The sequence below is a fragment of the Sphaerotilus uruguayifluvii genome (assembly GCF_013294065.1).
Taxonomy (GTDB): Bacteria; Pseudomonadota; Gammaproteobacteria; order Burkholderiales; family Burkholderiaceae_C; genus Sphaerotilus; species Sphaerotilus uruguayifluvii.
Map to the genome: position 1 here is coordinate 82,732 of NZ_JABSNM010000007.1, position 13,765 is coordinate 96,496.

10 protein-coding genes are annotated in these 13,765 nt (G+C 72.6%); 4 read left to right on the forward strand and 6 right to left on the reverse strand.

From position 1 onward, the window contains the following. Position 1 precedes the first annotated feature (1 nt). Entirely contained in the window at positions 2-592 is a 591-nt protein-coding gene (locus HNQ01_RS09540; RefSeq protein ID WP_173805153.1) for an IMPACT family protein, read from the reverse strand. Positions 593-710: 118 nt separating this feature from the next. Here HNQ01_RS09540 and HNQ01_RS09545 point away from each other — a divergent pair, with 118 nt between their 5' ends. The 4 genes from HNQ01_RS09545 to HNQ01_RS09560 all read left to right on the forward strand — a co-directional run bounded on the left by HNQ01_RS09545 (position 711) and on the right by HNQ01_RS09560 (position 4,564). Continuing rightward, positions 711-1,898: a pyridoxal phosphate-dependent aminotransferase gene (locus HNQ01_RS09545; RefSeq protein ID WP_173805154.1), complete on the forward strand. Its 1,188-nt coding sequence runs from the start codon at positions 711-713 to the stop codon at positions 1,896-1,898. Positions 1,899-1,980: 82 nt separating this feature from the next. Further along, positions 1,981-2,718 (forward strand): histidine phosphatase family protein, encoded by a 738-nt coding sequence (locus HNQ01_RS09550; protein ID WP_173805155.1) that lies wholly within the window; start codon positions 1,981-1,983, stop codon positions 2,716-2,718. Then, a complete protein-coding gene (locus tag HNQ01_RS09555; protein WP_173805156.1) occupies positions 2,715-3,419 on the forward strand; it encodes a Crp/Fnr family transcriptional regulator in 705 nt (234 codons plus the stop codon). Before HNQ01_RS09550 ends, HNQ01_RS09555 begins: the two co-directional genes overlap by 4 nt. Positions 3,420-3,463: 44 nt before the next feature. Beyond that, positions 3,464-4,564, forward strand: coding sequence for a phosphotransferase (locus HNQ01_RS09560; RefSeq protein WP_173805157.1), 1,101 nt, complete (start codon positions 3,464-3,466; stop codon positions 4,562-4,564). 21 nt (positions 4,565-4,585) lie between these two features. On the opposite strand, the gene HNQ01_RS09565 is transcribed toward HNQ01_RS09560, so the two are convergent. From HNQ01_RS09565 to HNQ01_RS09585, 5 genes are all read right to left on the reverse strand, one after another. Further along, positions 4,586-5,443, reverse strand: coding sequence for a hypothetical protein (locus HNQ01_RS09565; protein WP_217427480.1), 858 nt, complete (start codon positions 5,441-5,443; stop codon positions 4,586-4,588). Between the two features lie 97 nt (positions 5,444-5,540). Continuing rightward, positions 5,541-6,347, reverse strand: a complete 807-nt coding sequence (locus tag HNQ01_RS09570) for a transglutaminase family protein (RefSeq protein WP_173805159.1) — start codon at positions 6,345-6,347, stop codon at positions 5,541-5,543. Between the two features lie 46 nt (positions 6,348-6,393). Further along, on the reverse strand, positions 6,394-7,449 hold the full coding sequence (locus tag HNQ01_RS09575; RefSeq protein ID WP_173805160.1) for a transglutaminase family protein: 1,056 nt from the start codon (positions 7,447-7,449) through the stop codon (positions 6,394-6,396). Then, positions 7,446-10,040, reverse strand: a complete 2,595-nt coding sequence (locus HNQ01_RS09580) for a circularly permuted type 2 ATP-grasp protein (RefSeq protein ID WP_173805161.1) — start codon at positions 10,038-10,040, stop codon at positions 7,446-7,448. Before HNQ01_RS09580 ends, HNQ01_RS09575 begins: the two co-directional genes overlap by 4 nt. Before the next feature lie 106 nt (positions 10,041-10,146). After that, entirely contained in the window at positions 10,147-13,725 is a 3,579-nt protein-coding gene (locus HNQ01_RS09585) for a transglutaminase family protein (RefSeq protein ID WP_173805162.1), read from the reverse strand. Positions 13,726-13,765: the final 40 nt, after the last annotated feature.

Sequence of the window (13,765 nt, forward strand, 5' to 3'; positions counted from 1 at the left end):
CTCAGGCCGGCGCGAGCCAGCCCACCCGCCCCTGCCCGGCCTCGTCGAGCCGGGCCTTGAGCGCCGCGGCCCGGGTCTCGGGCAGCTGAAAGTTCAGCTCGACCTGCGCGCCGTGGCTCACCTCGCCCAGCAGCGCGCCGGCAGCCTCGAGCTCGCGGCGCATGCGGCCCTCCAGCGCATAGGGCACGGTGCAGCGCAGCGCGGTCATGCGCTGCAGCAGCACCTTCTCGGCGCCCAGCAGCGCCTGCGCGACCGCATCGGTGTAGGCGCGCACCAGGCCGCCGGCGCCCAGCTTCACGCCGCCGAAGTAGCGCACCACCGTCGCCAGCACGCCCTCCAGCTCCTGATGGCGCAGCACGTCGAGCATCGGCCGCCCGGCGGTGCCGCCGGGCTCGCCGTCGTCGTTGGCGGCCGACTGCCCGCCCGCCAGCAGCGCCCAGCAGACATGGGCCGCGCCCGGATGCTCCGCCTTCAGCCGCGCCACCACCTCGAGCGCACCGGCGCGGTCGGCCATCGGCTGCACGCAGCCGATGAAGCGGCTCTTCTTGATCAGCAGGTCGCTGTGGACGGGGGCGGCAAGGGTCTGGGGCATGGGGTGCGCATGTTAGAGCGGGTTCACGCACTCCTGCACATCCTGCCCCGGATTCTCCCGGCCGACGCCGCTTGCGTAGACTCTTCACATTCCCGCCCTTCTCGCCTGGAGACCCCCGATGCCCACGCCCGCCCTCACCCGCCGCCTGCCGCAGGTGGGAACCACGATCTTCACCACGATGAGCGCCCTCGCGCAGCAGCACGGCGCGGTCAACCTCGGCCAGGGCTTCCCGGACTTCGACGGCGACCCGAGGCTGATGCAGGCGGTAAAGGACGCGCTCGACGCCGGCCACAACCAGTACCCGCCGATGGCCGGCGTGCCGGCACTGCGCGAGGCGATCGCGGCCAAGATCGCCTCGCTGCACGGCCGCGCCTGCGACCCCGGCCTGGAGATCACCGTCACCGCCGGCGCCACCCAGGCGATCCTGACCGCGGTGCTCGCGCTGGTGCACCCGGGTGACGAGGTGATCGTGCTCGATCCCTGCTACGACAGCTACGAGCCCTCGATCCTGCTGGCGGGCGCGCGCGCGGTGCATGTGGCGCTGACGCCGGGCCGCTTCCGCCCCGACTTCGCCGCCATCGCCGCGGCGATCACGCCCAGGACCCGCGCCATCCTGGTCAACACGCCGCACAACCCGACCGGCACCGTCTGGACCGAGGCCGAGATGCAGCAGCTCGCCGCGCTGCTGGCGCCCACCGACATCCTGGTGCTGGCCGACGAGGTCTACGAGCACATGGTCTACGACGGCGCCACGCACCAGAGCATCGCGCGCCATCCGGCGCTGGCCGAGCGCGGCGTGCTGATCTCCAGCTTCGGCAAGACCTACCATGTCACCGGCTGGAAGGTCGGCTTCGTCGCCGCGCCGGCGGCGCTGATGGCCGAGTTCCGCAAGGTCCACCAGTTCAACGTCTTCACCGTCAACACGCCGATGCAGCACGCGCTGGCGGCCTTCATGGCCGACCCCGCGCCCTGCCTCGGGCTGCCGGCCTTCTACCAGAGGAAGCGCGACCTGTTCCGCGCCGGCCTGGCCGGCACCGGACTGGCGCTGCTGCCCTGCGAAGGCACCTACTTCCAGTGCGTCAGCTACGCCGGCCTGGCGCCGGAGATCGCCGCGCTGCCGGAGGCCGCCTTCTGCGAATGGCTGACCCGCGAGGTGGGCGTGGCCGCGATTCCGCTGTCGGCCTTCTATCCCGACGGGCGCGACCAGCAGTTCGCGCGGCTGTGCTTCGCCAAGCGCGACGAGACGCTCGAGCGCGCGCTGGCGCGGCTGCGCCAGCATCTGGTCCCGCGCGGTCCGCAGGTCTGAGGGAAAGTCCCGATCTGATCGGAACCGTTTGCGCCAGAAAGAACGAACGATCGTTCTTTTTTGCGTGCCAGAATCGGCGCCCATGCCGAATGCCGCCGATCTCGCCCCGCCGCCCCGTCGCCGCCTCTACCTGATGCGGCACGGGGCGGTCGACTATTTCCTGCCCGACGGCACGCCGCTGCCCCCGCACGAGGTGCCGCTGAACGCGGCCGGACGCGCCCAGGCCGATGCGGCCGGTGCGCTGTTCGCCGCGGCCGGCGTGGTCTTCGACCGCGTCGTCGTCAGCGGCCTGCCGCGCACGCTCGAGACCGCGCGCCGGGTGCTGGCCGCCTGCGGCCAGTCCGGCCGGCCGATCGGCACCGAGCCGGACTTCGAGGAGATCCGCCCGGGCCGGCTCTCCAGCCTGGCGCCGGAGCAGCTGCGCGAGGCCTTCACCGGCGCGTTCGATCCGGCACCCGGCGAGACGATCGAAGAGCGGGCCTTTCTCGGCGGCGAGACGATCGGCGCGCTGCTCGACCGGGTGCGGCCGGCGATGGCGCGGCTGCAGGACGACGCCGGCTGGCAGACCGCGCTGCTGGTGCTGCACGGCGGCGTCAACCGCGCGCTGCTGTCGGGCTGGCTGTGCGGCGGCCGCGCCTTCCTCGGCCGGCTGGAACAGTCGCCGGCCTGCATCAACATCGTCGATCTCGGCCCCGGCGGACAGGATGCGGTGCTGCGCGCCGTCAACCTCTCGCCCACCGACTGGCTGCAGCCCGACGAACGCACCACCACGATGGAAAGACTGCTGGCGCAGTACGCCGGCGGCCTGACGACGCGATGACCACCCCTGTCCTGACCCCCGAGGAACGCCGGAACATCGAATCCGGCCCCTGGTTCTCCAAGCTGTCGCCGGCGCTGCGCCACGACATCATCAGCCGCACCATCATCCGCCGCTATCCGGACGGCATCCAGATCGGCACCCGCGGCGCGCCGGCCACCGACTGGATCGCGGTGGCCAGCGGCGCGGTGCGGGTCAGCTCGGTGTCGATGTCGGGCAAGCAGATCACGCTGACCTATGTCGAGCCCGGCACCTGGTTCGGCGACATCTCGCTGTTCGACGGCCTGCCGCACACGCACGACGCGACCACGCACGGCCCGACCACGCTGCTGATCGTGCGCAAGCACGACTTCTTCGACCTGCTCTCGCGCCACCTGGAGCTGTCGGAGGCGCTGCTGCGGCTGAACTGCCGCCGGCTGCGGCTGATGTTCGCCTCCTTCGAGGACCTCAACACCCGGCCGCTGTCGGCCCGTCTGGCCAAGCAGGTGCTGCACCTGTCGCGCAGCTACGGCATCAGCCACGGCGAGGAGATCCGCATCGGCCTGCAGCTGGCGCAGGAAGACCTGGCGCAGCTGGTCGGCGCCTCGCGCCAGCGGGTCAACCAGGAGCTCAAGAGCTTCGAGCGCGAGGGCGCGGTGCGGGTCGAGCCGACCCGGCTGGTGGTGCTCTCGCGCGAGAGGCTGATGGCGATCGCCGAGCGCTGAACGCCGAACGCCCCCGATTCCGCCCCTGCCAGGAGATGCCTGCGATGACCTCTTCCGCCCCGACCACCCGCCCGGTGGCCCCGCAGCATGCCTTCGACGCCGACGCGCTCGCCGCCTGGCTGCGCGGACGGCTCGACGGCTTCGACGGCCCGCTGCAGGTCGAGCAGTTCAGCGGCGGCCAGTCCAACCCGACCTTCCGGCTGCACACGCCCGCCGGGCAATGGGTGATGCGCGCCAAGCCGGGGCCGGCGGCGAAGCTGCTGCCCTCGGCGCACGCGATCGAGCGCGAGTACCGGGTGATGGGCGCGCTGGCCGCCACCGAGGTGCCGGTGCCGCGCATGCTACTGCTGTGCGAGGACGAGGCGGTGATAGGCCGCGCCTTCTACCTGATGGAGCATGTCGAGGGCCGGGTGCTGTGGGACCAGACGCTGCCGGGCATGACGCCGGCCGGGCGCGGCGCGATCTACGACGAGATGAACCGCGTGATCGCCGCGCTGCACCGGGTCGATCCGCAGGCGGTCGGCCTGGGCGACCACGGCCGCCCGGGCAGCTACTTCGAGCGCCAGATCGCGCGCTGGAGCCGCCAGTACCAGGCCTCGGTCACCGAGCCGATTCCCGAGATGGACCGGCTGATCGACTGGCTGCCGGCGCACCTGCCCGCGGCCGCGCGCGACGACACGCAGGTCGCGGTGGTGCATGGCGACTACCGGCTCGACAACCTGATCTTCCATCCGACCGAGCCGCGGGTGCTGGCGGTGCTGGACTGGGAGCTGTCGACGCTGGGCCACCCGATCGCCGACTTCAGCTACCACGCGATGTCCTGGCACATCCCGCCGGGCGCCTTCCGCGGCATCGGCGGCTGCGACCTGCCCGCGCTGGGCATTCCGGCCGAGGGCGACTATGTGCGGCGCTACCTGGCGCGCACCCGCCCGGGCATGACGGCCGACGCGGTCGAGGCGCTGCTGGCCGACTGGGACTACTACCTCGCCTACAACCTGTTCCGCATCGGCGCGATCCTGCAGGGCATCGCGCGCCGGGTGGTCGACGGCACCGCCTCGAGCGCGCAGGCCCGCCAGGCCGCGGCCGGCGCCCGCCCGATGGCCGAGCTGGCCTGGCGGCACGCGCAGCGCGCCGGAGCGCGCTGACCGCAGGAGTGTCCCGTCGCCTCAGCGCCGCGGCGTCGGCGGCGGCTGGGTGGGCGCCGGCATCGACATCGCCATCATGTCGCTGTCCATCGGCAGCTCCAGCACCGACGGATTCTCGAAGCCCGAGGGCGGCCCCATCGCGCCGATGCGCCCCCCCTTGGTGACCGCCGAGATGCCCGGCCGCGCCGGAGCCGGCGCCGGGGCGTCGGGCTCGTCGACCGGCCGCTGCAGCGCCTGGCGGGCCGACAGCATCGCCGCCTCGGCCAGCGAGCGTGCGCCGTCGAGCATTTCCGGCTCGAGCGAGCCGGCCTCGGTGCGCAGGTGCACGCGGCCGCGCAGCGTCATCAGCACCAGCGGCGCGGACTCGCCGAGCCAGAGGTTGGCCGCGCGGCTGACGCGGCTGAGCAGGTCGCCGTCGAGCCAGCGCCGCGCGTGCACCGGCGAGGACGACATCAGCACGTAGCCCGCCGCCGACGAGGGCACCGCCACCTTCTCGAGCATCGACAGCCAGCGCACCTCCTCGGGCAGGTCGGCGTCGATGCCGGTCTGGTGCGCGCTGGTCAGCGTCTGGTAGGCCTCGCCGCCGAGCTGCTGCGCCAGCCGGCGCGACATGATCATCATCTCCATCTGCCCGGGCAGGCCGGCGTCCAGACGGATGCGCAGCTCGTGGCCGCGGATGTAGGCGCGCTGCGACGGGCCCCACTCCAGCCGCGCCGGGATGCCGGTGCACTCGAACTCGACGACACGGCCCTCGCCGCGACGCACCCGCTTGAGCTGGTGGCCACGGCTGTGCGCCCAGCCGTCGAGAAGACGCGAGTCGGGCTCGTCCTGAGGACGGGAGCCGAACATCTTCTGCAGCTTCTGCAAGGCCTTGAACATGGTCACGGTCGGGGAGTGGCGGTTGCGCTGTCTCCTTATCGGCCGGACCGGCGCGCAGCTGAAATCGCGCGGATCCGCGGTGTTCCGGCCCAGGCCGTCACGGCGAGGGCATGACCGGCCCGATCTCGACCTGCACCAGCAGCTGCTCGCCGCCGCCGCCGCTGCGCACGCCGCGGATCGGCGAGCAGGCGGCGTAGTCCGGCCCGACCGCCAGCTGCACATGCCGCTCGTCGACCAGGCAGCCGTGCGTGATGTCGACGCCGATCCAGCGCCGCAGGTCCGGCTGCGGGCAGACCTGCGCCCAGGCATGGCTGGCGAGCTCGCCGGCGCCCTCGGTGTGGAAATAGCCGCTGACATAGCGCGCCGGCACGCCCAGCGCGCGGCAGGCGGCGATGAAGGCATGGGCCTGGTCCTGGCAGACGCCCTCGCCGCCCGCCCAGGCCTGCACGGCGCTTGTCGTCGCGTCGGTGCGGCCGCGGCAGTAGGCGACCTGCTGCGCCACCAGCGCGGCCAGCGCCAGCGCGCCGGCCTCGTCGCGCGGAGCCGCCGCACCCCGCTCGGCCAGATCGCGCCGCATCGCCACGTCGGAGCCGGCCAGCGCCGACGGCGCCAGATAGACATGCGGATCGGGACCGAGCCGGTCGATCTCGACCGGCTCGCCCAGCGTCTCGACGATGCCCGAGGCCTCGCAGCGCAGCTCGCGCGCGCCGGCCTCGACCTGCATCAGGTGGCCCGGGTTGCCCCAGGCATCGGTGTGCGGCTGCAGTCGGCCGCTGGCGTCGAGACGCCATTCGACGATGCGCTGCGCCGCGGTGTCGCGCGGCGTCAGGCACAGGTTCTGGAGCGCCGCCCGCAGCGGGCGGGCATAGCGGTAGCGGGTCAGGTGACGGATCTTCAGTTTCACGGTCCGGACCGTGCATGCAAGATCCACGCCGCCACGGCGCCCTCGCTCATTCCATCGGCATCACCGTCACGCCGACACGCGGCACCGCACGGCCGCCGCCGCGGATCACCCCGCGCAGCGGCGCCACGTCGGCGTAGTCGCGGCCCCAGGCCAGCGTCACATGGTCGAGGCCGGCCGGCACCGCGTTGGTCGGATCGAGCGCGACCCAGCCATGCAGCGGACACCAGACCGCGACCCAGGCATGCGAGGCGTCGGCGCCGACCAGCCGCGGCTGGCCCGGCGGCGGCTGCGTCAGCAGATAGCCGCTGACATAGCGCGCCGCCAGTCCGAGCGAGCGCATCGCGCCGATCATCACATGGGCGAAGTCCTGGCAGACGCCCTGGCGCTGCGCCAGCGCCTCGGGCGCGCGGGTGTTGACCGAGGTCGCCAGCGGCCGGTACTCGAAGCGGCGGTGGATCAGGTGCATCATCGCCAGCGCCCCGGCCAGCAGCGGCACGCCGGGACGGAAGACCTCGGCGCCGAAGCGCGCCAGCGAGGCCTCGCGCGGCGCGTACAGCGAGCCCAGCGTGAACTCCACCGCCGGCTCGAAGCCGGCGCCGGGCCGGTAGTCGAGCCGCTCGGCGACCGCCTCCCAGGCCGGACTGGCCTCGGGCTGCAGCCGCGGCAGCGGCGCGATGTCGGCCACGAAGCTGGAGCTGACCACCAGCCGGTCATGCACCCGCGAATGCGAGAAGCCCACCCGGTGGTTGCCCCAGGGATCGAGGCTCTGCTGCACGCCCGGCGTCACCAGCACCCGCTCGTCGCCGGCGCGCAGCAGCCCGTCCGGATCGTCGGGCTCGCCGGGCGCGGCCGGCACGACATCGGGCTGCGGCGTGACCGAGAGCTGCCATTCCAGCACCTGCTGCAGCGGGGTGTGGCGAGGGCGCAGCATGCCCAGGTGGTGGGCCAGCTCGACCGGCGCGTCATAGTCGTAGCAGGTCTCGTGCAGCACGCGCAGCCGGCGCGGCGCCTGCGCCTCGGCCGCCTCGGAGGCGGGGGCCGCCGCCGCGATCGCGGGACGCTCGGGGGTCTCGGGGGGCTCTTGGATCTCGGGAAGCGTCATTGCCAGACGGTGCGGTCGGCCGGGCCGACATGGGAGAACAGATGCCGGCTGATCTCGCCGGAGACGCCCAGCGCGGCCTGGTGGCATTCCTGCAGCGCGCTCATCAGGGCGCTGTGGCGACCGTGGGCATCGCGGGTGCTGAGCGTCTCGAGCGACCAGTCCGACGGACGCGGCAGGGTCAGCGTGACCGCCTCGGCCCAGGCCGGATCGTGGCGGGCCAGCTTGCGCAGCCGCTCGCGCAGCGTGCGCGCCACCCAGGCCAGCGAGCGCGGGTTGTCGGTGTCCTGCACCAGCAGGTGCAGCAGCGGCGGCACCTCGCGGCGGGCCTGGAACTGCGCGCGGTAGGTGATGGTCGAGTCGAACAGGCCCAGCAGCAGCGCGAAGCCGTCGTCCAGGTCATGCAGCCCGGCCTGGAAGCCGGTCTCCAGCGCCTGCGCCAGCATGTCCAGCCGCTCGATCTGGCGCGCGACGCTGAGCAGGCGCCAGCCGTCGTCGCGGGTCATGCGGTCGGTCTGCGCGCCGGTGATCGCCGCCAGATGCAGCGCGGCCTGGTTGAGCACGCCCAGCACGTCGCTGAGCGGCTCGTGGCCCTCGCGTGCGCCGATGCCGGCGAGCTGGCGCGGGAACAGCTCGCTCAGGTGCTTGATCAGGCCCCAGTGCTCGGTCGAGAGCCGCTCGCGCAGCGCCTCGGCGCACTGGCGCAGCGCCTGCAGGTTGTAGCCGACGCTGAAGCTGCCGCGGGTGTCGCCGAGCGAATGGATCAGCGCCCGCTCGAACACCCGCGCGGCCTGCGACGAGCCCTGCACCGGCAGCGGCACCGCCGCGCCGATCATGCCCTGCCCGACCAGCAGCCGGTGCAGCACCTGCAGCACCGGCGCGCTGCCCGAGGGCAGCGCCTCCAGCGCCAGCCGCGCCAGCCGCACGCTGTTCTCGGCCCGCTCGGTGTAGCGGCCGAGCCAGAACAGGTTCTCCGCCGCGCGGCTGGTGACCACGCGGCGCCAGCCGGCCAGGTCGGCCGCGTCGAGCGGGCGCGGCAGCAGCGTGGTGGCGTCGACCTCGCCGTCGGTCAGCACCCAGGTGTCGGTGCTGGCCGAGCCGGACTGCATCGACAGGTAGGCGTCGACGCCGCTGCGCCGTCCGGCCACCCGGGTCAGGCCGCCGGGCAGCACCTGCCAGCCGCCGGCGCCGTCCGACATCGCGTAGACCCGCACCACCACCGGGCGCGGCTCGAGCCGGCCGGCATGCCAGACCGGCAGCTCGGAGGGACGCGCGGGCATCACCAGCGTGTGCGCGGCGCGGTCGGCGTCGATGCGCGCCTCCCATTCGCGCAGCGCCTGCGGCGAGAGCTCGCTGGTCATCACCGGCGCGAAGCTGCGCGTCACCGCACCGGCCGGGAAGGTCGGCACGATCAGGTAGTCGCGCAGCCGCGGGCGGGTGGCCTCCCAGACGCTGGCCTCGCCGCACCACCAGCTGGTGTGGGCGGGCAGCTTCAGGGGCTCGCCCAGCAGCCGGTCGGCGATGCCGGGCCAGAAGGCGCTCAGGCCCGGGCTCTCGAGCACACCGGCGCCGGGCGCGTTGGCCAGCACCACCTCGCCGGCCCGCACCGCCTGCACCAGGCCCGGCACGCCCAGCGCCGAGTCCGGGCGCAGCTCCAGCGGGTCGAGCCACTCGTCGTCGACCCGGCGCAGCAGCACATGCACCTGCTCCAGCCCGCCGAGCGTCTTCAGGTAGAGCCGGTTGCCGCGCACCGTCAGGTCCGAGCCCTCCACCAGCGTGATGCCGAGGTAGCGCGCCAGGAAGACGTGCTCGAAGTAGGTCTCGTTGCGCGGGCCCGGCGTCAGCAGCGCGATGCGCGAGTGCGTCCCGGCCGGGCTGTCGCGCAGCAGGCCCTCGATCATCGTGCGGAAGGCCGAGGCCACCCGCTGCACCTTCAGCGCGCGGAATGCCTCGGGAAACTGCTGGCCGATGATCAGCCGGTTCTCCAGCAGATAGCCCAGGCCCGAGGGCGACTGGGTGCGCTGGCCGACCACCCGCCAGCCGCCGTCGGGCGCACGCGCCAGGTCGAAGGCCACCACATGCAGCCAGCGGTTGCCCGCCGGGCGCACGCCGTGCATCGGCCGCAGGTACTGCGGATGCGCCAGCACCAGCGAGGGCGGCAGCAGGCCCTCGTGCAGCAGATCCTGCACGCCGTAGAGATCGGCCAGCGTCGCGTCGAGCAGGCTGGCGCGCTGGCGCACGCCGGCCTCGATGTGGCGCCACTCGTCGGGCGTGATCAGCAGCGGCAGCAGCTCCAGCGGCCAGGAGCGCGCGCTCTCGCCGCCTTCGGCATAGACGTTGTAGGTCGCGCCGTCCTCGCGCACCCGGCGCTGCACCCGCGACTGCCGCGAGGACAGGTCCAGCCAGCCGGCCACGCCGTTGGCCTCGAAGAAGCGTTCCCACACCGGCGCCAGGCCGGAGGGGGTCGCCGGGGACCCGGACCCGACGAGCACCCCGCGCAGCTCGTCATGGTGTCCGGTCGTTCCGGCCAGCGCCGATGCGGCGGCCAGAAGGGCCGCCCCGGGCGTCTCGTCGGGAAGAAGACTCGATTGCATCGGCGCATCATGCACCGGAGCGCGGGACTTGCGGCTCCGGGAGAGCCGCAATCGTGTCCCGACGCGTACCGATGTTGCAGTTCCGGATCAGCCGTCGGAGCAGCGGTCAGCCCCGGCGCAGGTCCAGCGTGAACGGGAACTCCAGGCTGCGCTTCGTCTCGCCGACGACCATGCGACCCGGGGTATGGCCCATCGCGAAGAAGCGCGCCAGGCGGCGGCTCTCGGCCTCGTAGGAGTTCACCGGGAAGGTCTCGTGGTTGCGCCCGCCCGGATGCGCGACATGGTACTGGCAGCCGCCCAGCGAGCGCTCGTTCCAGGTGTCGACCAGATCGAAGGTCAGCGGCGCGTGCACGCCGATGGTCGGGTGCAGCGCCGACGGCGGCTGCCAGGCGCGGTAGCGCACGCCGGCGACATACTCGCCGACCCGGCCGGTGGGCTGCAGCGGCAGCGGCACGCCGTTGACCGTCACCACATGGCGGCGCTCGACCAGGCCGCTGACATGCACCTCGATGCGCTCCAGCGACGAGTCCACATAGCGCACCGTGCCGCCGATCGCGCCCTCCTCGCCCATGACATGCCAGGGCTCGAGCGCGCTGCGCAGCGTCAGGTGCACGCCCTTGGCCGAGACCTCGCCGACCTTCGGGAAGCGGAACTCGAAATGCGGCGCGAACCAGGCGGCATCGAAGCCGTAGCCGGCGCGCTGCAGGTCTTCCATGACGTCCTCGAAGTCCATGCGCACGAAGCTCGGCAGCAGGAAGCGGTCATGCAGCTCGGTGCCCCAGCGCACCAGCGGCGCGCGGTAGGGCTCGTTCCAGAAGCGGGCGATCAGCGTGCGCAGCAGCAGCTGCTGCACGATCGACATGCGCGCGTGCGGCGGCATCTCGAAGGCGCGCAGCTCCAGCAGGCCCAGCCGGCCGGTGCTGGAATCGGGCGAGTACAGCTTGTCGATGCAGAACTCGCTGCGGTGCGTGTTGCCGGTGACGTCGATCAGCACGTTGCGCAGCGTGCGGTCGACCAGCCACGGCGGCATGTCCTCGCCATAGACTCCCTTGTTGCGCTCGATCTCGCGCAGCGCGATCTCCAGCTCGTAGACCTGGTCGTTGCGGGCCTCGTCCACCCGCGGCGCCTGGCTGGTCGGGCCGATGAACAGGCCCGAGAACAGGTAGGACAGCGAGGGATGGTTGTGCCAGTAGACCAGCAGCGAGGCCAGCAGGTCCGGCCGGCGCAGGAAGGGCGAGTCCGCCGGCGTGGCGCCGCCCATGACCATGTGGTTGCCCCCGCCCGTGCCGGTGTGGCGGCCGTCGAGCATGAACTTCTCGGTCGACAGGCGCGTCTTCCAGGCCGCGTCGTAGAGGAACTCGGTGTGCTGGACCAGCTGGCGCCAGTTCTTCGCCGGGTGGATGTTGACCTCGATGACGCCGGGGTCGGGCGTGACCTGCAGCAGCGTCAGGCGCGGGTCGCGCGGCGGCGGGTAGCCCTCCAGCACGATCTTCACGCCCTGCGCGGCCGCGGTGGCCTCGATCGCGGCGAGCAGCTCGAGGTAGTCCTCCAGGCGCGCCAGCGGCGGCATGAAGACATACATCACGCCCGACGGGCTGCCGACCTTCTCGGCCTTCGGGCCGTTGGCGCGGCGCGGATCGCGCACCTCGACGCACAGCGCGGTGCGGGTGATCCAGTGCGCCGACTCGAAGCGCTGCGGATGGCGCGCCAGCTCCTCGGCGCTCAGGCCGTCGAGCGGCGACAGGGCGCGCGCGCGGCCGGTCCCGCCGACGTCGCCATCCGACGCGGTCTGACCGCGTGGGTCCCCGCCTTCGCGGGGATGACCGGCCATGCTGCCGGTGGCGGGGCTGCCGTCGGCAGTGCCGTAGATGTCGCCGAAGCCGTAGTCGCCGTCGAAGGCGCCGCCCTGCAGCGCCACCGTGCCGCCCTCGGCGAAGCCGCCGCCGGCCACATGTGCGGCGTACTGCTGGCGCACCACATGGGCCGCGGGCAGCGCGTCGCGCGGCGCGAACGGATCCTGCTCGATCAGGAAGGGATAGTCCTTCTTCGCCACCCAGGGCAGCGAGTCCAGCGGCAGGCGGTAGCCCATCGGCGAGTCGCCGGGCACCAGGTACATGCGCTCGTCGCGGAAGAACCACGGGCCGGTGACCCAGCGCGGGCCGCCCAGCGCCGGGCCCTCGGCCGGCTTGATCGGCAGCACGTAGCCGATCTCCTGCTCCAGGCCCTGGTCGAAGACGCGGCGCAGGCGCATGCGCTCGAGCTCGTCGTCCAGCCGCGAGTCGAAGGGGTCGACGTTGACCGGCAGGCGGCGCTCGCGCCACAGGTAGTACCAGGTGTCCTCGTAGCCGGTCTGCACGAACTGGTCGGTCAGGCCCAGGCGCGCGGTCAGGCCGAGCATGAAGCGCTTGGCATCGGCCGAGGTGTACTGGTGGTTGTCGCGCTCGTCGGCGAACAGCGACATGTCGTGCCAGCACGGCTGGCCGTCGGTGCGCCAGTAGGCCGACAGCGCCCAGCGCGGCAGCTGCTCGCCCGGGTACCACTTGCCCTGGCCGAAGTGCAGGAATCCGCCCTGGCCGTACTCGTCGCGCAGGCGCTGCACCAGCTCGGTGGCGTAGAGCCGCTTCGTCGGGCCCAGCGCGTCGGTGTTCCACTCGGCGCCGTCGCGGTCGTCGACCGACACGAAGGTCGGCTCGCCGCCCATCGTCAGGCGCACGTCGCCCGAGCTCAGCTCGGCGTCGACCTGCTCGCCCAGCGCCAGCACCGCCGACCACTGGTCCTCGGTGTAGGGCTTGGTCACGCGCGGGGATTCCCAGATGCGCGTGATCTTCATCTCGTGCGCGAACTCGACCTCGCACTCGTCGACCGCGCCGGTGATCGGCGCCGCGCTCGAGGGCTGCGGCGAGCAGGCCAGCGGAATGTGGCCCTCGCCGGCCAGCAGGCCGGAGGTCGGATCCAGGCCGATCCAGCCTGCGCCCGGCAGATAGACCTCGCACCAGGCGTGCAGGTCGGTGAAGTCGACCTCGGTGCCGCTCGGGCCGTCCAGGGCCACGACATCGGACTTCAGCTGGATCAGGTAGCCCGAGACGAAGCGCGCGGCCAGGCCCATGTGGCGCAGCGTCTCCACCAGCAGCCAGCCGGTGTCGCGGCAGGAGCCCGAGGCCTTCGTCAGCGTCTCCTCCGGCGTCTGCACGCCCGGCTCGAGGCGGATGGTGTAGCGGATCTCGTTCTGCAGGCGCTGGTTCAGCCCGACCAGGAAGTCGATCGTGCGCACTTCGGTGCGGTCGATCGTGTCGAGGAAGGCCTGCAGCGCGGGCGTGGCCGGCGCCGGCTCCATGTACGGGGCCAGCTCCTGCTTCAGGCCGTCCTCGTAGACGAAGGGAAAGGTCTCCGCGCCCGGCTCGAGGAAGAAGTCGAAGGGGTTGTAGACCGCCATCTCGGCCACCAGATCGACGGTGACCTTGAACTGCGTGGTCTTCTCCGGGAAGACCAGGCGGGCGAGGTAGTTCGAGAACGGATCCTGCTGCCAGTTGATGAAGTGCGTCTCGGGCTCGACGCGCAGCGAGTACGACAGCACCGGCGTGCGGCAGTGCGGCGCCGGACGCAGGCGCACCACCTGGGGCGACAGCGTCACCGGCCGGTCATACCGGTAGTGGGTGACGTGATGGAGAGCGACGTGAATGGACACGGCGGATTCTTTCTTGAAATGAAAAGACGACCCCGGCGAT